We start from the raw sequence: 18,358 nt of genomic DNA, 5'->3' as shown, positions 1-18,358 counted from the left end.
CATGAACACACAAACTCCCTCCCTGACCATCGGTGCCCTCGCCAAACGCGTCGGCGTGGCGATCGACACGATCCGTTATTACGAGCGCGAGGGCCTGCTGCCCGAGCCGCAGCGGCGTGCCTCGGGCTATCGCAGTTACGGTGACGGCACGGTTGCCCAGTTGCGCTTCATCCGCCGCGCGAAGGATCTCGGCTTCACGCTGGAGGAGATCCGCGAGTTGCTGGCGCTGTCGGCCGATCGCCAGCGCGGAGTGAAGGCGGTGAAGCAGCGGGCCGAAACGCGACTGGCGGCAATCGAGCAGCGGATCGTCGAGTTGCAGCGCGTGCGTGACGGGTTGGCGCAGCTGGTCGCGTCGTGCCCGGGGCATGGCAAGCCGGAAGCATGCCCGATCCTGCGCGCGCTGAGCGACGACGAGGTGTCGGCATGAACGCCCACGCCTGCTGCCACGGCGGCGACGGGGCCGCGACGACGATCGATCCGGTGTGCGGGATGACGGTGGATCCGCGGACCGCAAAACACCGCGCCGAGAACGATGGCCAGACGTATTGCTTCTGTTCAGCGCGATGCCGCGAAAAGTTCGTGGCTGATCCGTCGGCGTATCTCGAAGCGCGCGGGGAATCGCCCCCGGCACCACCCGGCACGATCTACACCTGTCCGATGCATCCCGAAGTCCGGCAGGTCGGCCCCGGTCATTGCCCGATTTGCGGCATGGCACTGGAGCCGATGATGCCGACGCTGGACGCGGACGACGGCGGCGAGCTGTCCTCGATGACGAGGCGTTTCTGGCTGCTGGTTGCGCTGACCGTGCCGGTATTCGCGCTGGCCATGGGGCCGCATCTGTTCGGCTGGCATCTGCCCGCGCCATGGGATGGCGTGGCGGCGTGGATCGAGGCCGTGCTGGCCGGCATCGTGGTGTTGTGGGGCGGTGCGCCGTTCTTCGCGCGTGGGTGGCGTTCGCTGAAGCCGTGGTTGCCGAACATGTACACGTTGATCGCGCTGGGTACAGGCGTGGCGTGGCTGTACAGCACGGTGGCGTTCCTGCTGCCGGGGATTTTTCCGGGCGGGTTCCGCGACATGCACGGCCGTGTCGCGGTGTATTTCGAATCGGCGGCGGTGATCGTCACCCTGGTCACGCTGGGCGATTTCCTGGAGCTGCGCGCCCGCCGGCGTACCGGTGCAGCGCTGAAGGCATTGCTGGGGCTGGCACCGAAAATCGCGCGACGGATCGCCGCCGACGGCAGCGAGAGCGACGTGTCGCTGGATGACCTGCATGCCGGCGACGTGCTGCGCGTGCGTCCCGGTGAAAAGGTTCCGGTCGATGGCATCGTGCTGGACGGCGAGAGCCACGTCGACGAGTCGATGCTCACCGGCGAGCCGATGCCGGTGGCGAAGACGAAGGATGAGCCGCTGACCGGTGGCACCGTGAACCAGGATGGCGCGCTGACCATGCGCGCACAGAAGGTCGGGGGCGAAACGATGCTGGCGCAGATCGTGGCGCTGGTGGCACAGGCCCAGCGCAGCAAGGCACCGCTGCAGCGCGTGGCCGACAAGGTGGCGGCGTGGTTCGTGCCGGCGGTGGTGGCAGTTGCCCTGATCGCGTTCGCGGCGTGGGCGCTGCTGGGGCCGGAGCCGCGGCTCACCCACGCGCTGATCGCCGCGGTGTCGGTGTTGATCATCGCGTGTCCGTGCGCGCTGGGCCTGGCCACGCCGATCTCGATCATGGTCGCCAGTGGGCGCGGGGCGCAGCATGGCGTGTTGTTCAAGGATGCCAGGGCCATTGAATCCCTGCATGACATCGACACGTTGGTGGTGGACAAGACCGGCACGCTGACCATGGGCAAACCGGTGTTGACCGAGCTGGTGAGCCTGGGCGGGCAGCCGCGCGAACATCTGCTGGCGCTGGCCGCCGCGCTGGAGCGGCCCAGCGAGCATCCGCTGGCACGGGCGATCGTGAATGCCGCGGATGCCGAGGAAGCGGCGATGCCGGCGGTAGTGGACTTCCGTTCGCTGGCCGGTCGTGGCGTCAGTGCGAAAGTGGACGCCGACGACGTGGCGTTGGGCAACGCGAAACTGATGGCCGAGTTGCGCATCGAGATCGGTGACGACGCCAAGGCGCGCGCCGAACAATTGCGCGGGCAGGGCGCCACGGTGATGTTCCTGGCGGTCGATGGAACGCTCGCCGCCTTGCTGGCAGTGGCCGACCGGATCAAGCCGCAAACGCCTGCGGCGATCGAGGCGTTGCACGCTGTCGGCCTGCGCATCGTGATGCTTACCGGCGACAACGCCACCACCGCGCAATCGGTGGCCCGTACGCTGGGCATCGACGAGGTGCACGCCGATGCGTCGCCGGCCGACAAGGCGGCGGTGGTGAACCGGCTCAAGGCCGAAGGCCGCCGCGTGGCGATGGCGGGCGATGGCATCAACGACGCGCCGGCGCTGGCCGCCGCCGACATCGGCATTGCGATGGGCGGCGGCACCGACGTGGCAATGCAGAGCGCGCAGGTGACTCTGGTGAAGGGCGAACTGGGCGCGATCGTGCGTGCGCGCAGGCTGTCGCAGGCCACGGTACGCAACATCCGCCAGAACCTGTTTTTCGCCTTCGTCTACAACGCGGTCGGCGTGCCGCTGGCGGCCGGTGCGTTGTATCCGTGGCTCGGCGTCACGCTGTCGCCGATGATTGCCGCGTTGGCGATGAGCTTCAGCTCGGTGTCGGTGGTGAGCAACGCGCTGCGGCTGCGCAAGACCAGATTGTGAACGTGCTGTGGGTCGGAATGGGGCGGCTTCAGCTGCGATGCCCTTGTTCCTGAGCCCAAGGCAAGGGCATCGCGGCTGAAGCCGCTCCTACGGGGCGCGGCTTGCCTTAAGCTTCGCGCCTCTCCTCCACATGATCGTCGCATGACCCGCACTCTCTCCCAATGGCTGGCGTACCAGGAAAGCGTCAACGTGCACAGCATCGAGCTGGGGCTCGATCGCGTGTGCGAGGTGTGGCAACGCATGGGCGCGCCGGCACCGGCGAAGCAGGTGATCATCGTTGGCGGCACCAACGGCAAGGGGTCGACCGTGGCGCTGCTGGAGGCGATGCTGTCCGCGGCAGGCTTGCGGGTGGGTGCATTCACCTCGCCGCACCTGCTGGATTACAACGAGCGCATCCGCATCGATCGCGTCAACGCCGGCGACGCCGCGCTGGTCGCCTCGTTCGAGCGGATCGAGGCGGCGCGGGGAGCGGATCGGGACGATGCCATCCCGTTGACCTATTTCGAGTTCGGCACGCTGGCTGCGCTGGACCTGTTTGCCTGTGCCGCGCTCGATGTGGCGGTGCTGGAAGTGGGCCTGGGCGGGCGGTTGGACGCGGTGAACATCATCGACGCGGACGTGGCGATCGTCACCACGGTGGACCTTGACCACATGGAGTGGCTCGGTCCGGATCGCGACAGCATCGGTCGCGAGAAGGCCGGCATCGCGCGGCACGGGCGGCCGGCCATCGTGGGCGAACTGGATCCCCCGGCGGGGCTGCTGAATGCGCTGGCTGCGTGTGCGGCGCGAGTGGAACGTGCGGGCGTCGATTTCCACACCGAGCGTCACATGGACGGCTGGCGCTGGCGGCATCGCGACGGCACCACGATGGAACTGCCCGATCCGGCCCTGGTGGCGCCGGTGCAGCATGCCAATGCCGCCGCGGCGATAGCGGCGCTGCACGCCTTGTGGCGCGACGACGAGTCGATCGCACCAAAGGACTTCCTCGCAACGGTCTGCGCCGGCCTGCATGCGGTGCGCGCGCCGGCACGCCTGCAGTCGCTCGGTGGCGATCCGGGCCTGATCGTGGACGTGGGCCACAACCCGCAGGCTGCGCGCGCGCTGGCCGAATGGCTGGACGCACAACCGCCGGCCCGCGTGCATGCGGTCTACGGCGCGCTGGCGGACAAGGACGTGGCCGGTGTGATCGCTGCATTGGGCGCACGGATCGACCACTGGCACCTGGCCGGGCTGGACCAGGCGACGCCGCGCGGGCTGGCGGTGGCGTCGCTGGCCGAGATCCTGCAGCAGACCCTTCCGCAGGCGTCGTTCGACATGCATCCCGATGTGCCCTCTGCACTGGCGGCGGCGCGATCGACGACGCGGCCGGTCGAGCGGATCCTGGCGTTCGGCTCGTTCTTCGTGGCCAGCGCCGTACTTGCTGAACGCAGCAATTGAGGCGACTTGGCGGTCGGCTCATGGGGCTCGGCGCGGGCAGGTATAATCGCGCCGTTGTGCATCGCGTTTGCCGCCTTGGAGCGAAGACTTGAAAACACGCCTGCTGGGAGCCGCCGTCCTGATTGCATTGGCGGTTCTGTTCGTGCCGATGTTCTTTTCCAGCAATCCGCCGGCTCCCGGTGGCGATCAGGCCGTCAACCTGGCGATACCGCCGGCGCCGGATCGTGACCTGCAGACCCGGACGATGAGCCTGAGCCCGGATGCCGTGGCCGGTTCGTCGACTGCTGCCGCGCTGCCGACCACGTCGGTGACGCCGGCCTCGGGCGATCGACTGGCCACGGTCGAGATCGGCTCGAACCGCCCGCGCGATGTGGAAACCGATCCCGAGGCGGGCAAGCCGCCGGTGCCGACCACGGTGAAGATCGGCACCGGCGCGTCGCCGAGCCAGCCGGTGATTGCGCAGCGGACCGCCGTCGACAGCACCCCGCCCGCGATCACGCCGCCGCCCCCGGTCAAGGCGCCGGTCAAACCCGCCGTGGCGCCGGCAACGCCCCCGGCAACGACAGCTGCAGCACCCGCAGCGGGCCATGGCAGCTATTCGCTCAACCTCAGCGCGTACGCCAGTGCCGCCGGTGCCGCGAACCTGGAGCGTCGCGTGCGCGCACTGGGCTATCCCGTTACGGGCCATGCCATCAGCCAGGCCGGCAAGCCGCGCACGCTGGTCATCGCGGGGCCGTTCGAGACGCGCACGGCGGCCGAAGCGGCGCGCCTGAAGATCATCCAGTCCATCCCCGGCGTGCCGGCGCGGCTGGAGCAGGACGCCAGTCACGACGACGCGGCGACGGCGGCCACCCGATCGACGAAAACCGCATCGGCGGCCGGCAAGCCGGGCGGCTGGGCCGTGCAGTTGGCGGCCGTGAGCGATCGGGCCGATGCCAACGCCTTGCGCGACAAGTTGCGCGCGAACGGTTTCGACGGCTTCGTCGACTCGGTGCAGTCCGGCGGCAAGACCCTGTGGCGCGTGCGCGCCGGGCCGCAGACGCAGCGCGGCGATGCGCAGCAGGTACACGATCAGATCAAGGCCAGGCTTGGCATCGACGGCAACGTCGTGTCGGTACCCTGAGCATGTCGACGCTGGCACCGACGATGGCCGGATGAACCGATGAACTGGACCGACTACATCATCCTCGGCATCCTCGGCCTGTCGATTCTGATCGGACTGTGGCGCGGGCTCGTTTCCGAGGTGCTGGCCCTGGTGATCTGGGTCGCCGCGTTCTGGGCAGCCTGGGTGTTCGGACCGGTCGTGGCGGCACATTTCGAGGGCGTCATCCATGTGCCGTCGGTGCGGATCATCGTCGGTTACGGTATCTGTTTCGTGGCTGTGCTGATCTTCGGTGCGCTGCTGCGTTTCGTGATCAGGAAGCTGATCGAGGGCACCGGGCTTTCCGGTACCGATCGCCTGCTGGGCATGCTGTTCGGTTTCGCTCGTGGCGTACTGCTGGTGACGCTGCTGGTGTTCCTGGTCGGATTTACCGCCTTCACGCGCGATCCCTGGTGGCAGCAATCGGTCTTGCTGCCACAATTCCAGCGCGTGGCGGCATGGCTGGAGCAGCGGGTGCCGGCCAGCGTCGGCGAACATTTGCACCCGGCTGCCATGCTCGATCACCTGCCGCGCTTGCCGACGTCGCTGTTGTCCCCCATATCGGGGGCAACGCCCGCGCCGACGACGACCGCCGTGCCGCAGGCGATACCGGCGGCTGTCGACAGCGCCGCTGCGCGACCGACGGGTTCCTGAACACGTTTTCCGAATACGACTTTCTGAAGCAGGCAACAACACCATGTGCGGAATCATCGGCATTGTCGGTACCACCGAAGTGGCATCGGCGCTTTACGACGGCTTGACGGTGTTGCAGCACCGTGGCCAGGACGCGGCGGGCATCGCCACTGTCGATGGCTCGCGCCTGCGCCTGCACAAAGGCAACGGGCTGGTACGCGACGTGTTCGGGCAGGCGGCGATGAGCGGCCTGCGCGGACGCATCGGTATCGGCCATTGCCGTTATCCGACCGCCGGCTCGGAAGGCTCGTCCGAAGCGCAGCCGTTCTACGTCAACTCGCCGTACGGCATCGCGTTCGCGCACAACGGCAACCTGGTGAACACCGATGTGTTGCGTCGGGAGATGTTCGAGGGCGATCGGCGGCACATCAATACCGAGTCCGATTCCGAGGTGCTGCTGAACGTGCTGGCGCACGAGCTGCAGATCCAGGACCGGATGGCGCTGACGCCGGACCACATCTTCAAGGCCGTCGCCGGCGTGCATGCGCGCGCCAGCGGTGGTTATGCCTGCATCGCGCTGGTGCTGGGTTACGGCCTGGTCGCATTCCGCGATCCGCATGGCATCCGCCCGCTGGTGCTGGGCGAGCGGGTTACTGCGGAAGGCCACGAATACGCGGTGGCCTCCGAGTCGGTCGCGTTCGACGTGCTCGGTTTCAAGCGCGTGCGCGACATCATGCCGGGCGAGGCGGTGATCATCACCGACGACGGCCAGCTGCACAGCCGCCGCTGCGCCGAGGGCGCGCTGCACACGCCGTGCATCTTCGAATACGTCTACCTGGCGCGGCCCGATTCGATGATCGAGGACGTTTCGGTGTACAAGGCGCGCCTACGCATGGGCGAGAAGCTGGCCGAGAAAATCCTGCGCGAGCGGCCCGACCACGGCATCGACGCGGTCATCCCGATTCCCGACACCGCGCGCACCGCGGCCAGCGCGCTGGCCGGCGCGCTCGGCGTGCCGTTCCGCGAGGGTTTCGTCAAGAACCGCTACATCGGTCGCACCTTCATCATGCCGGGGCAGGGCGAGCGGGTGAAATCGGTACGCCGCAAGCTCAATGCGATCGACCTGGAGTTCCGCAACAAGAACGTGCTGCTGGTGGACGACTCGATCGTGCGCGGTACCACCTCGAAGCAGATCATCCAGATGGCCCGCGATGCCGGTGCGAAGAATGTCTACTTCGCCTCCGCCGCGCCGCCGGTGCGTTATCCGAACGTCTATGGCATCGACATGCCATCCACTTCGGAACTGATCGCCGCTGGCCATACCGAACAGGAGGTCGAGACGATGCTCGGTGCCGACTGGCTGATCTACCAGGATCTCAAGGACCTGATCTGGGCGGTGCAGGACGGCAACGAGAATCTGAAACAGTTCGACACCTCGTGCTTCTCCGGCGAATACGTCACCGGCCTCGACCAGAGCTACCTGGAGCAGATCCAGATGCTGCGCTCGGACGACGCCAAGGCCGCGCGGCGTACCTGAAATACAATTTGTAGGAGCCCGCTCGCGGGCGATCCTCTTCGTTGCGCATCAGCGCAGGAGCATCGCCCGCGAGCGGGCTCCTACAGAAAATCTCTATGACCGATCTGCATGCCGCTGCCAGACACTGCCTCGACGCTACGGATCCGGCCGAGAAGCTTCGCCTCACCCACGAGACATGGCAGGCCTTTCTTGCCGGTTCGCTGCGTGCCGATCCCGCGTCGCCGCCGCCCGAACCGATCGGTCCACCCGGTCGCCCGGCACGCCCGCAACTGGTCAACGCGCGCCAGGTGCCGCAACGTGGCCTCGGCAGCGCCGAGGGCCGTGCCGCGCTGGTCCACGCGGTGGCACATATCGAATTCAACGCGATCAACCTGGCGTGGGACGCGGTGTATCGCTACCGCGGCAAGCCGGACGCGTACTACCGCGACTGGGCGAGTTGCGCCGATGACGAGGCGCGCCATTTCGCGTTGCTGTCCGGACGTCTGGAAGAACTCGGCCACGCCTACGGCGACTTCGACGCGCACGATGCCCTGTGGGCGATGGCCGAGAAGACCGCGCACAGCGACACCGCCCGCATGGCGCTGGTACCACGCGTGCTGGAAGCGCGCGGGCTGGATGTGACGCCGGGCATGATCGAGCGCCTGCGCCACCTCGGCGACGACGACACGGTGGCCATCCTCGAAGTGATCCTGCGCGAGGAAGTCGCCCACGTCGCCGCCGGCACCCGCTGGTATCGGCATTGCTGCGAACGCGATGGCGTCGAGCCGGTCGAGACGTTCTTCGAATTGCTGCGCGATTACATGGGCGTCAGCCTGCGCGGGCCGTTCAACCTGCCGGCCCGGCGCCAGGCAGGCTTCGATGAGCGGGAGCTCGACCGGCTGGTCGCGCTGGCCGTGCAAGAGGGCGAACAGCAGCGCCGTGCATAGCGCCGCCGACATGCGGCGGCCAGACAATTGTGCCGGGCTTCACGTCGGTTTTTCGCCGGGACCGTGAAAGTCAGCAGTTCTGCCCGACGCATTCAAGGCACGTCCGGTTCAACAACCTTCGAGGTTTCATCTGCCGTGGTGCAGTTTTACGTGAAATATTCCATCACTACCCACCTGTACCGATCCGTGTGGATCCTGCTCGCCGTCATGGCCGTTTTCCTGGTTGCGTGTTCGACGCCGGCGTTTTCGATGTTTTTGCGGCGTAGCCTGACGAACCCTTACCCGCCCCGCGCGGCCGCGAGCTATGCCGCGGCGGATGCCATCGTCGTATTGGGCGGCGGCTGGGTCGTGGACCCGGAAGACGATCCGGAGTACGTATCGGCGGTCGCGCCGATGACCCGGCTGGGCTTTGGTCGCCTTTTGTACCAGGCCGGGTGCGCCCCGATCATCCTGCTCACCGGTGGCGACGGGGAGGCGACGAGAATGGCGGCCAACCTTGCACTGAATGGCGTGCCACGGGCGCACGTCCTGATCGAGGACAAGAGTCGCAACACTCACGAAAATGCGCTCTATTCCGCGCCCATTCTCCATCGCCTGGGCGCGCGGCGCATTCTGCTGGTCACCTCTTCGCGGCATATGGGCCGTGCCGCGGCAAGCTTCAGAAAGCAGGGTTTCGACGTGGTGCCGGCGCCGCCGCTTGCACCCCCTTCGCACCCCGTGGCCAACGGTTTCTGGCACTCGCGAAAATGGTCGCTCATCCGAAGCGCAGACTGCCTGCACGAATATCTCGGTCGATGGATATATGCGTTGCGCGGATGGACGTGAGGCGGCGGGGGATCAGTGGTGAGTGAAGTGGATGAGGCCGTCTATTTTCGTGTTTTTCCCACGAAGCCTAGCGCCCGTGCCCATTCGAAATCCCTGCGTATGGTTTCGGTGCGCTGCTTTCGATAGTGGCGTTCGGCCCGGTTTTGCAGATGTCGCACCCACCAGCGGAGCAATCGGCGGGTTTCGCGGTTCTGCCTGACCATCGCGCGCATCAGCCAGCGTCCGCCAGCGGGTGCGAATTGCCGGAAGAGTTCGTCCTCGACACTCACCACGGACTCGATGGTGCCCGGGTCGCCCTGGCGTGCGCAGCGACCGAAGAGCTGGCGATCGACGCGTGCCGACTCGTGGAATTCGGTGAGGATGACATGCAGGCCGCCGGCTTGCTCCACGTCAGGTGCAAGCTTGATGTCAGTGCCGCGGCCGGCCATGTTGGTCGCCACGGTGATCCGGCCGGCCTGGCTGGCCTGTGCCACCGCCTCGGCTTCGCTCTTGTCCTGCCGCGCATTGAGAACCGCGTGCGCAATGCCGTCGCGCTCCAGCAAGTTGCCGAGCTGCTCGGACGCCTCCACCGAGCGGGTGCCCACCAAGACCGGTCGTCCAGTGGCAGCCACTTCAGTGGCACGCCGGGCCACTTCCTTCCAGCGTTCGTCCGAAGTGCGGCAGATGCGGTCGACCAGGCGCCGGCGCCGGCTGGGTTTGTGGGTGGGGATTCGCGTCACCGAGAGGTCGTAGGTGCGTTTGACTTCGGCGGCGACTTCCTGGGCGGTTCCTGTCATTCCGCACAGCAGGAGGTAGCGGCCGAAGAAACGCTGGTAGGTGATCTGCGCCAAGGTGCGTCGCTGGCCGGTGATCTCGCAGGCCTCTTTTGCTTCGATCATCTGGTGCAGGCCGCGCTCCCAGGTGCGATCGGGCATGACCCGGCCGGTGGATTCGTCGACGATCTGCACCTTGCCTTCAGCGAGGATGTAATGCTGGTCGCGCTGGAAACTGTGGATGGCTGAAAGCGCCTTGTGCACGAACTCCTCGCGCCACAGTGGCGATTGCCACAGCCCGCCATGGCCGGAGCTGGCGTTGCGCACCACGTGTTTGCCGGCGGGTGTCAGCCACAGATCGCGATGTGCGCCATGCACGTATTCGATCCCCGCGCGCAAGGAGCCGGCAATCGCCAGGGACTGCGTGTAGATGGCCGGATCGAGGTCGTCGGGCAATGTCTCGGAAATGATCAGCGGCGTGCTGGCCTCGTCGATCAACACGCTGTCGGCCTCGTCGATGATGGCGATGTGCAGCCCGCGCAGGATCGGCGACTCCCCGCGGTTGCCGCCCGCGAGTTCGCGCAGGCGCTGCTGGGTGCGCGAAGCCTCGCCGATCGCGATGCAGTCCTTCAGGTAGTCGAAGGTGAGCTCCTTGTTGGAGACATAGGTGATGTCGCAGGCGTAGGCCTCGCGCCGCTTCGCCACGTCCATGTCCTGCAGCACCACGCCGACGTTCAGCCCAAGCAGGGTGAACAGCGGGTTGTTGTCGTCGGCATCGCGTTCGGCCAGGTAGTCGTTGACGGTGACCACGTGCACCGCTGCGCCGGTGGCGGCGGCAGTGCAGACGGCAAGCGTCGCGGCAAGCGTCTTGCCTTCTCCGGTGGCCATTTCCGCCAGTCGGCCCTGCAGCAGCGCACGGCCGGCGAGCAACTGCACGTCATGGTGGCGCATGCCGAGCGCGCGTCGGGAGGCTTCGCGAATCACCGCGAAAGCGGCGGCCAGCAGGGGATCGGTGAAGCCATCACGTTGCATCTGCCGCGTCGTCGCGGCCAGTCGCAAACGCAGGCCTTCATCGTCCAGCGGGCCCAGCGTCGGTTCGAACGCTTTCGTGGCCTGGAGGAAGCGCCGGGTACGGCGACCTTCAGGGCGGGGAACTCGATCCAGCCACGATCGCAGGCGTTCCTCCCACGGCGCGTGGGTCCGGTCCAGCCGCTCCAGATAGGGGCCATCGCCGAGCTCGACATGACGCCCGGCCAGCAGCGCACGTACGTCAGACACCGAAATGACTCAGGAAAACCTGATGCAGCTTGCGCAACAGCTGGCGCCCCAGCGGTTCGTTGCCGTGTTCGAATCTCACATGGACGCGCTCGCCGAAGGCGGGCCGGGTATGGCCGGGCAAGGCGAGGTCGACGACGAACACGCGCTGCAACGTCTTCAGCCCCTTGGGGTCGTTCGGGCTGGTGGGGATGATGCCGCCTTCGTTGAGCCCGAGTGCGGCCGTCGGCAGTTCGTCCACGGCGCCGGGGAATTCTCGCACCACGCGCGAACGGTACGCCTGCTCGGGCGAATCGCTCAGGCGCAGCGATACACCGCTGAGCCCCTCGTGCACCAGGTCGATATCGTCCTGCTGCACCACCACGCGCACCAGCAACTCGTCGTCCTGCAGCACGTAGCCGAGCAGGTCGCCTTTCTTGAAGTAGCGGCCAGGCATGTCCTGGGCCGTGGCGACGATCAGCTTGCCATCGCTTTCCGCATTGCCGTTCAGCCGGGCAACCCTGATTTCGCTCTGGCGCAGGATCTCGCGAGCCTCCTGCAATTGGCGGCCGGATACATCGGCTTTCACCGGGTCGCTGAACTGGTCGGCGTCATAGCGCGCCTGCGCTTGCGCAAGCTTGGCCCGATCCACGGCGAGTTCGGCCTGTAGTTGCGGATTGTCCAGCACGTACAGCGGCTGATCCTTGTGCACCATGCTGCCTGGAGCCTGCAGCCAGTGTCCGAAGAAGCCGTTTTCGCGAGCATGCAGCATGGCCTGGTCGGGCAACCACACGACGCCCTCCGCGCGGATGCGCAAGGGCAGCGGCACCAGCAGCAATGCCGCGAGGCCGCCCAGCGCGAGCAAGGTGCGGCGCATCGCTTCACCGCGGCGACGATGCAACGCCGGTCCCGATACCAGATGTTTCCAGCCTTTGCGAAGCGGCACGCCAATCAGGCTGACGGCACTCCACAACGCCATGATCACGCCGACGATGAAGAACTTGCCAGCGACCAGGAAGATGATCGATATCGTGACGAGCGTGCGGTAACACCATGCCAGTGGCGTATACAGCACCAGCCATCGCTGCTCGGACAGGCTTTCATCCGGCTTCACGGCATCGCTGGCGCCAAAGGCGTAGCGGTCCAGCAGCCACGCCCACCAGTCCAGCCCGCGCTGGGCCAGGTTGGGCATCTCGATCAGGTCGGAAAGAATGTAATAACCGTCATAGCGCAGCAGCGGGTTGCCATTCACCACCACGGTGGATACCCCGCCGATCACCATCACGTTGAACGCCACCGCGCGCAGCAGGCCCGGTTCGGCGAGCAACCAGACGTAGAGCGCCAGCGCGGCCAGGAACAGCTCCACCAGCATGCCCGCCGCGGCCACCAGCGCGCGCCGGTATTTGGACGGAAAGGCGGCCGACGACGATGCCTCCACGTAGGGCACCGGCGCGAAGATCAGGAACATCAACCCCAGCTCGCGCACGGCCCCGCCCCAACGCTTGACGGCAAAGCCGTGGCCGAGCTCGTGCAGCAGCTTGACCAACGGGTACACCGCCAGCATCACCAGCAGGTTGCTCGACGACAGCACCCGATCGGACAGGTTATGGGTCAGTTCCTCCCAGTGCTGGGCGGCAAGCACCATCGCCGGCAATATCGTGGCGAGCCACAAGGCGGCACCGACCGGACCGAAGCACCAGCGGAACCAGGGCGCGAGCGCCGTAAGGAAGCCATCCGGATTGAGCAGCGGCAACTTCAGGCTCATCGGATTGAGCAGCCACTGCTTGACGGTTTCGAAGCGCTTGCGCCGGTGACGATCCATGGCGGAGGCGGAGTCGGGTGTCACATCGGTCTGCAGCAGGTCCGCCGAGTGCATCTGTACCAGCAGATCGACCACCTCCGGCTGGGTACAGGCGTCGCGCACTTCCGATGCATTGGCGCGTTCCCACAGCTCGTGCACGGTATGACGGCCGTCCATGCCGGCAATCAGGGCGTATGCCGTCGCCGAAAAGCGGTAGACCCGGCCGCCGGTCTGATCCTGCACCACGTACCACGGCTTGCCGCGGAACACCACGCGCGTGACCACGGCGTAGGGCATCAACCGCGGCCGCAGCGCCGCGACGCTGTGCCACGAAGGACTGAACGGATTACGCGACACGGGTCGGCGCCATCTCTACAGTCCCCAGTTCCAGAGCTTCAGGCGAATCCAGTCGAACAGGCTGTGCAGCAGCACCCAGCCGAGCTTGCGCTTGCCGATGTCGACCTTGCCCACGCCTTCCATGCCCGGCAGCAGCAGCGTCGATTCGTGCGTGAGCTTCGCTTCGACGCGGTAGAAATTCTTGCCGTCCTGCGCGGTCGCCACCGGCATGATCCTGGCGATGCTGAAGTACATCGGATGATCGGTCAGGCCGCTCATCAACAGCCGGCCTTGCTGCCCGGTGCGAACCTGTCCGATATCGCGCTCGTCCACTTCGAGGATGATCCGGTAGCTGTGCAGGGGGGCGATCTCGAACAGCTTCTTGCCGGCCTCGACCGGGGTGCCGATCTGCTGGCTGAGGTCGCCGGTGACGATCACGCCGTCGTAGGGTGCGACGATCTTCACCCGGGCCAGCTTGTCGTCGGTCAGGTTGAGTTGCGCCTGCGCTTCGTTCAATTGCGCGCCGATTACCTGGATCGCGGTGAGGTCGTGGTTGGCCATGGCCTCGCGCAGCTTGTTGTCGTACTGGTCGCGTTCGCTGGTCCACTTGGCGCGCTCCACCAGCAAGTCGTGGTCATCCAGTTTCGCCAGTGCCTGGCCCTTGTCCACAACGTCTCCCGCCCGCACGAAGCCTGCCGCGAGATAGCCTTCGAAAGGCGCGGCAGCCACGCGCTGGACCGAACCTTCGGTGACGGTCTTGGCCGAGATGCGGTAGGGCACGGGCAGCCACACCAGCAACGCAAGCAACAGCAGCGTGAGCAGGCCGCCCATCTTCCACAGCAGGTGCCGGGGTCCCAGCAACGCCCCCCAGAAGCGCGAACTTTCATCGGCGAGACGTCGCAGCGAGTTGCGTTCGGCATCGCGCCGTTGCGCGACCACCGGCGAGAACAGCGCGGCAAAGGCCTCCAGCCATTGACGCTCGGCGTCGCTGAAGCGCTGGCCGTTGCCGCGCTCGAGTGTGATCACTGCGATGGTCTGTGCCTGGTGGCTGACCGGCAGCGAGATCAGCGCATCGCTGCCTACCCGCTGCAGCAGGGTGGCATGCGCACGATAAGTCTCCGGCGGAGAGCCTTCTTCGGGGCGGAAAGCCTCGATGACCTGGGCCAGGTCGCAGGTTTCGCCCATGGCGTCGACGTAGGCCTGAACCATCGGCGAGGATTTTTCGAACGTCGCCGCCTCCGACAGCGCCGCCAGTTTCACCCGCGCGGCATGTACGAGGCCGATCGCCACCCGCGAACAATCGAAGCGCTGCCGCAGTTCATTGCTGAGCTCGAACAGCGCCTGCTGAAAGTGACGATGGCGAAGTGCGACAGCGACGGTTTCCAGAATGCCAATCGAGCGGGCATTGGCCGCGGTCGCGGCATCGAGTTCGCGCTTGCCGAGCAGGTTGCTCAGCCATGCGCTGCCCCAATGCAGTTCGCGCAGCAGCGGGTTTGCATCCTTCGCCTCGGCGGCCACTTCCAGCACCACGGCGCCGACGATGCGCTCGTTGGCGGATACGGGCAAAGCCACATGCAACAACCCGGGCTGTTCGTCCGCAGGTACCAGCACGATGCGGCGCTCACCCAGCGCCCGCTGCACGGCGGCACCCATCCGGGCCATGTCGGCATTCGCCCTCGGCCAGACCGCGATGGGTACGAACGACTGGCCATCGGCAGACTCGATCAGCACGGCGGCCTGGCGTACCGCCGGAAATTTTTCGCGGATCAGGGCAAGCCACGCGGCGCAGAACGTATCGGAGGTTCGGGCGGCGAGAAAGCGCTCCCAGGCGCCGACTACGAGCGCTTGGGGCGGCGTGTCGCCGATGCCGGACGGAATCGGCGTGCTCATGGCGTTGGTTGTGCCGTCGATGTCATCGCCATGGCACTCGCATCGCTTTCGCTGGCACTGAACAACTGGTCGAGTTCGTCCACATCTCCCTCGCTCAGCTCGCCCAGCGTCGACTTCAATTTGATGAAGGACGTCAGTTGCTGGTAACGCGCCTTGCGCAGGTCGCGCCGTGCGGTGGCCATCTGTTGACGCGCAGTGAGGACATCCGCTTGCGTCTTCAGACAGTGCGATGCCGATGACTCGGCGGCGGCAAGCGCGGATTTTGCCGACATCACGGCGATGCGTGCGCCCTTCGCCTTCGCCAGGCCCGCGCGCCAGCCGAGAAACGCCGTCTTGACGTTCAGGATGGCCAGTCGGCGCGCGGCGTCGCGGTCGTCACGCGCCTTGTCGCGCAGCGCCAGTGCTTCGGCGACCTTGGCCGATTGCGTGCCGCCGGAATAGATCGGCACGTTGAGCTGCAACCCCACTGCGAACTGACGAATGCGGTAGCCGGTCTGGCCCGGGAAGTTGCCCACTGCCTGATCGGTATCGCCATACGTAGCCACGATGTCCAGCGTAGGCTGGTGTCCGGCCCGCTGTTTGCTCACCTCCGCATTGGCCGCGGCAATCGCACGGTCGGCGGCGCGCAGTGCAGGGCAGTGCGTGTCGACCTGTTCGAGCCATTGATCCAGATCGCCACCGACCAATTCCGGAATCCTGGCGTCGTCACGCAGGTAAGGCTGGACCAGGCCATCGGCGCGGCCTACCCATTGTTCCAGGGCGGCGAGTTTGGTTTCGACATCGAGTTCGGCCGAAGCTTCGTCCGCGCTGGCTTCCTCATATTTCGCCTGGGCGTCGTCGGCCTGTGGCTGGCTTTGTGCGCCGAGTTCGGCTGCGCGCCGCGCAATATTCCATTGGGCGTGCAATGCATCCCGTTGCGCCGTGGTGAACTCCACCGCATCGCGGGCTTCCATCAGGTCGAACCATGCAGTGGCGACTTTCAGGTAGAGCTGTTGCTCCGCATCGTCGAGCCGATACCCGGCCTGCGCCGCGCTTTCCTGGGCTTGGTGCCACGAGGCGATATTCGCGGGGCGCCAGAGCGGCTGATTCAGACTGATCTGGTCACCGTTGCTGTGATAACGGTCGTGCAGGGTCGACGGCGGTGTATCCAGGGTGTGGTAGCGACGGCGGTTGCCATTGCTGTTCGCCGTGGCCGTGAGCTGCGGCAACATGGCACCCAGCGCCTCGCGCGCGCGCGCATGCGCCACGGCAACATCGGCCATGGCCGAGCGAAATCCGGGCTCGCTTTCGTGAGCAATCGCGAACAATTCGCCCAGCGAGGTGACGGTCGGCTGCGCCGCGTGTGCAGGAGCGATACAGCACAACCCGAACAGCAGGGGCGCACAGCATGCAAGAAAAGCATGGCCGCGCGTAAATGCCTGGTCAGCCATGCCGCGACTTCGGGGCAGGGTCATGGACGACGCGCACGGATGGATCGACCGGAAGGGTCGTCGTTATAGGCAAGGTGTGGATGCATGGGCCAGCACTCAAATCCCTTCGCTGCAACTGAAGGGAGAAACGATTCCGTCGATGGTTCCCCATGGCATGTTCCGACCCACGCAACACGTGATGTCGGACAAACAAACCAGATCATTCCCCCTTAGTCATCATTTTGGCATTGCCGCACCAACTATGCCAAGTGCGTGATCAGGCTAAGATGGTTCGGACGTTCGGTTGTCGTTGAAGCACTCGAGTCTCTTCTCGCCCGACATCACCATTGGCGCCCCTGATTGGCACACGCAAACCACACCCGACGCCTTGGCGACAGCATTCATGCCTATGCCGTGATGTGCGCCCTGGCAAGGCAGGATCGCGAGCGGCGATTTCATGCCTACACTCCGTTGGCTGCCTTGTTTCCCGACCAACCCATGCAAGTGCTGGCCGATGCTCGCGGTACGGTGTGGAAAACCACCTCGCGCCAGGCGTTCAAGGGTCCGCGACACGGCCAGCATGTGCGTGACTCGATGGCGCAAGCGGCTGGAGTCGAAGAGGATGGGCTGGCTGTTTCGATCGCCCGGTCAACGCCCCCGGTGGCGATGCATCGGCCACGCGTCATCGTCTGCCCGGATGCCGGCGCGCGATACAAGGAGTGGCACCGATCGCGATGGGCACCCTTGAGCGAGCACCTCCTGTCGCTGGGCTGCGAGGTGATTGTCTGCGGCATGCCGGGACGACAGCAGGTTCCGCTGCCGCAGCACACCAGACGCGCAGACATGACCGCGCCGGCCCTTGCATCAGCCATGCTCGGAGCCCTCGCCGTCATCGGACCCGACAGCGGCCATGTCCATCTCGCCGATGCACTCGGCATCCCCGCCGTGGGGCTCTATGCGGCAACCAGCACCGTCACGTACGGCCCTTATCGGGACAGGCGCTGGTGCATAGATCGGCACCAGGCAGCATTTTCGTCGGGTGCGACCTACGACAGCGCCAAACACCTTCCGGGCCATGCGATGGATCTGATCAGCGTGGATGACGTACTGGGTGTTTTGTCCGGTCTGCTTCGAATCCCGCGTCGGTAATCGGGCCGATGCTTCATCGCCTTGCCCGCTCGATTTCGCTGACCGGCCGGCGCGCGCTTGCCCTCGTGGAGCCTGACATTTCGGCAACTGCTGGGCTATTCTTGACAGTTGGGGCTTGTCATTTTTTTGTTTCAGGGGGTAGGACGTGAACAAGTTTGCCGCTGCTGCGGTGTTCGGTGTTGTCTGCGCGCTTTGTGGCTGCCGGACAACCGGTCAGCGCATCACTCACCTCTATACCGGCAACTCGGCCGCCGAAGTGCGCGACTGGCTGGGTCGCCCGGATGCCGTACGCACCATGGGCGATTACGAGGTCTACACCTACCTCAACCGTCATCGCAAACGCCGGTCGCTGCACCATACCGACTACACCGTGGTCATGCAGGACGGGAAAGTCGTCCAGTTCGGTCCTGGCCTGCCTCAGCGGGAAGGTCTGCATACCGTGGTGATCGTGCCGCCGCAGTCCTGACGGTTGTCTTTCGCCATGTTTTCCTTGCATGGGGATTGAACTGCACGG

At 66.0% G+C, this 18,358-nt stretch carries 14 protein-coding genes; 10 read left to right on the top strand and 4 right to left on the bottom strand.

Features of this window, described 5'->3' with window-relative positions; translation table 11 throughout:
- Window position 1: 1 nt before the first annotated feature.
- The 8 genes from CIW53_RS14165 to CIW53_RS14130 all read left to right on the top strand — a co-directional run bounded on the left by CIW53_RS14165 (window position 2) and on the right by CIW53_RS14130 (window position 9,253).
- Window positions 2-427, top strand: coding sequence for a heavy metal-responsive transcriptional regulator (locus tag CIW53_RS14165; protein ID WP_149365369.1), 426 nt, complete (start codon window positions 2-4; stop codon window positions 425-427).
- The gene (locus CIW53_RS14160; RefSeq protein ID WP_197736662.1) at window positions 424-2,754 is read left to right on the top strand and encodes a heavy metal translocating P-type ATPase; all 2,331 of its coding nucleotides are present in this window, start codon (window positions 424-426) and stop codon (window positions 2,752-2,754) included. The genes CIW53_RS14165 and CIW53_RS14160 overlap by 4 nt, the downstream gene beginning before the upstream one ends.
- A gap of 141 nt (window positions 2,755-2,895) precedes the next feature.
- Window positions 2,896-4,191 (top strand): bifunctional tetrahydrofolate synthase/dihydrofolate synthase, encoded by a 1,296-nt coding sequence (gene folC, locus CIW53_RS14155; RefSeq protein WP_149365367.1) that lies wholly within the window; start codon window positions 2,896-2,898, stop codon window positions 4,189-4,191.
- Window positions 4,192-4,279: 88 nt separating this feature from the next.
- A complete protein-coding gene (locus tag CIW53_RS14150) occupies window positions 4,280-5,314 on the top strand; it encodes an SPOR domain-containing protein (RefSeq protein WP_149365366.1) in 1,035 nt (344 codons plus the stop codon).
- Window positions 5,315-5,353: 39 nt separating this feature from the next.
- On the top strand, window positions 5,354-5,986 hold the full coding sequence (locus CIW53_RS14145; protein ID WP_149365365.1) for a CvpA family protein: 633 nt from the start codon (window positions 5,354-5,356) through the stop codon (window positions 5,984-5,986).
- Between the two features lie 43 nt (window positions 5,987-6,029).
- A complete protein-coding gene (purF, locus tag CIW53_RS14140) occupies window positions 6,030-7,502 on the top strand; it encodes an amidophosphoribosyltransferase (RefSeq protein ID WP_149365364.1) in 1,473 nt (490 codons plus the stop codon).
- A gap of 95 nt (window positions 7,503-7,597) precedes the next feature.
- Complete coding sequence (locus tag CIW53_RS14135; RefSeq protein ID WP_149365363.1) at window positions 7,598-8,428, top strand: ferritin-like domain-containing protein; 831 nt, start codon at window positions 7,598-7,600, stop codon at window positions 8,426-8,428.
- A 150-nt stretch (window positions 8,429-8,578) separates the two neighbouring features.
- The gene (locus CIW53_RS14130) at window positions 8,579-9,253 is read left to right on the top strand and encodes a YdcF family protein (protein WP_149365362.1); all 675 of its coding nucleotides are present in this window, start codon (window positions 8,579-8,581) and stop codon (window positions 9,251-9,253) included.
- Window positions 9,254-9,294: 41 nt separating this feature from the next.
- Here CIW53_RS14130 and CIW53_RS14125 read toward each other — a convergent pair whose 3' ends face one another.
- From CIW53_RS14125 to CIW53_RS14110, 4 genes are read right to left on the bottom strand one after another with little or no spacing between them, the layout of a single operon-like run.
- A complete protein-coding gene (locus CIW53_RS14125; RefSeq protein WP_149365361.1) occupies window positions 9,295-11,283 on the bottom strand; it encodes a preprotein translocase subunit SecA in 1,989 nt (662 codons plus the stop codon).
- Entirely contained in the window at window positions 11,276-13,417 is a 2,142-nt protein-coding gene (locus tag CIW53_RS14120; protein ID WP_149365360.1) for a peptidase M50, read from the bottom strand. The genes CIW53_RS14125 and CIW53_RS14120 overlap by 8 nt, the downstream gene beginning before the upstream one ends.
- A gap of 15 nt (window positions 13,418-13,432) precedes the next feature.
- Window positions 13,433-15,286, bottom strand: coding sequence for an HlyD family efflux transporter periplasmic adaptor subunit (locus CIW53_RS14115; protein ID WP_149365359.1), 1,854 nt, complete (start codon window positions 15,284-15,286; stop codon window positions 13,433-13,435).
- Window positions 15,283-16,716, bottom strand: a complete 1,434-nt coding sequence (locus CIW53_RS14110) for a TolC family outer membrane protein (RefSeq protein WP_172969681.1) — start codon at window positions 16,714-16,716, stop codon at window positions 15,283-15,285. Before CIW53_RS14110 ends, CIW53_RS14115 begins: the two co-directional genes overlap by 4 nt.
- Window positions 16,717-17,193: 477 nt before the next feature.
- On the opposite strand from CIW53_RS14110, the gene CIW53_RS14105 reads away from it, so the two are divergent.
- Together CIW53_RS14105 and bamE are read left to right on the top strand one after the other, a co-directional pair.
- On the top strand, window positions 17,194-17,844 hold the full coding sequence (locus CIW53_RS14105) for a glycosyltransferase family 9 protein (protein ID WP_172969680.1): 651 nt from the start codon (window positions 17,194-17,196) through the stop codon (window positions 17,842-17,844).
- A 145-nt stretch (window positions 17,845-17,989) separates the two neighbouring features.
- Window positions 17,990-18,310, top strand: a complete 321-nt coding sequence (gene bamE, locus CIW53_RS14100; protein ID WP_149365356.1) for an outer membrane protein assembly factor BamE — start codon at window positions 17,990-17,992, stop codon at window positions 18,308-18,310.
- Window positions 18,311-18,358 lie beyond the last annotated feature (48 nt).

Origin of the sequence: Rhodanobacter sp. T12-5 (assembly GCF_008329435.1) — a bacterium.
Taxonomy (GTDB): Bacteria; Pseudomonadota; Gammaproteobacteria; order Xanthomonadales; family Rhodanobacteraceae; genus Rhodanobacter.
Note: the sequence above shows the minus strand (reverse complement) of the source record. Positions and strands in the feature narration are given on the sequence as shown.

Bases quoted from the DNA above. Each gene is read 5' to 3' on its own strand.
- CIW53_RS14160 (WP_197736662.1), top strand. From the start codon at position 424: ATGAACGCCCACGCCTGCTGCCACGGCGGCGACGGGGCCGCGACGACG.
- CIW53_RS14145 (WP_149365365.1), top strand. From the start codon at position 5,354: ATGAACTGGACCGACTACATCATCCTCGGCATCCTCGGCCTGTCGATT.
- CIW53_RS14115 (WP_149365359.1), bottom strand. From the start codon at position 15,286: ATGAGCACGCCGATTCCGTCCGGCATCGGCGACACGCCGCCCCAAGCG.
- purF (WP_149365364.1), top strand. From the start codon at position 6,030: ATGTGCGGAATCATCGGCATTGTCGGTACCACCGAAGTGGCATCGGCG.
- folC (WP_149365367.1), top strand. From the start codon at position 2,896: ATGACCCGCACTCTCTCCCAATGGCTGGCGTACCAGGAAAGCGTCAAC.
- CIW53_RS14135 (WP_149365363.1), top strand. From the start codon at position 7,598: ATGACCGATCTGCATGCCGCTGCCAGACACTGCCTCGACGCTACGGAT.
- CIW53_RS14105 (WP_172969680.1), top strand. From the start codon at position 17,194: ATGCAAGTGCTGGCCGATGCTCGCGGTACGGTGTGGAAAACCACCTCG.
- CIW53_RS14165 (WP_149365369.1), top strand. From the start codon at position 2: ATGAACACACAAACTCCCTCCCTGACCATCGGTGCCCTCGCCAAACGC.
- CIW53_RS14110 (WP_172969681.1), bottom strand. From the start codon at position 16,716: ATGGCTGACCAGGCATTTACGCGCGGCCATGCTTTTCTTGCATGCTGT.